This window comes from Streptomyces sp. NRRL B-3229 (assembly GCF_000719505.1).
In the GTDB taxonomy this organism is placed as follows: Bacteria; Actinomycetota; Actinomycetes; order Streptomycetales; family Streptomycetaceae; genus Streptomyces; species Streptomyces griseorubiginosus.
Genome location: NZ_JOGP01000098.1, coordinates 1 through 608 on the forward strand (window position 1 = coordinate 1; position 608 = coordinate 608).

The window sequence follows — 608 nt, forward strand, 5'->3', positions numbered from 1 at the left end:
GAGGTAGTCCAGTTTGGCGGTCAGGCCCTTGAGGTCGCCGACACCGTCGCCGTTGCTGTCCTGGAAGGAGCGGACCAGCACCTCGTAGAAGACCGCGCGTTTGAACCAGTCGGGGTCCCGGTCCTTGGCCGGGGTGTCCTCGAAGGTGTCGTGGACGGGCTCGTTGACAGTCACGCTGTGGACCCTCCGATCTGAGGCGCCGACCCACCGACCTGGAACACGTGTCCCGGGGCCCGGCCGGGCTCCAGGCGCACATAGTTGGTTCTGCCCCACCGGTAGGTCTCACCCGTCAGTTCGTCGTGCACGGATAGGGACTCGTGCCATTCCAGGCCGAGTTGTGGCATGTCCAACGAGACCGTGGCCTCGTGGGTGTGGTGCGGGTCGAGGTTCACGACCACCAGGACCGTGTCGTCCCCGGTGCGCTTGCTGTAGGCGATGACCGAGTCGTTGTCGGTGTGGTGGAAGCGGATGTTCCGCAGGCGCTGGAGGGCGGGGTGGCGGCGCCTGATGGTGTTGAGGCGGGTGATGAGGGGGGCGAGGCTGTCGGGGGTGTCCCAGTCGCGGGCCCTGAGCTGGTACTTCTCCGAGTCGAGGTACTCCTCGCTGCC

The 608-nt window shown here is 66.8% G+C and carries 1 protein-coding gene and 1 pseudogene; both read right to left on the reverse strand.

Annotation, left to right across the window (positions count from 1 at the left end; translation table 11 throughout):
• Positions 1 to 174: pseudogene (locus IF54_RS41920) on the reverse strand (trehalose synthase); the annotation flags it as partial.
• Positions 171 to 608, reverse strand: a 438-nt coding sequence (locus tag IF54_RS0138885; RefSeq protein ID WP_030327470.1) for an alpha-glucosidase C-terminal domain-containing protein, incomplete at its 5' end; no start/stop codon positions are given. The gene IF54_RS0138885 and the pseudogene IF54_RS41920, both read right to left, overlap by 4 nt.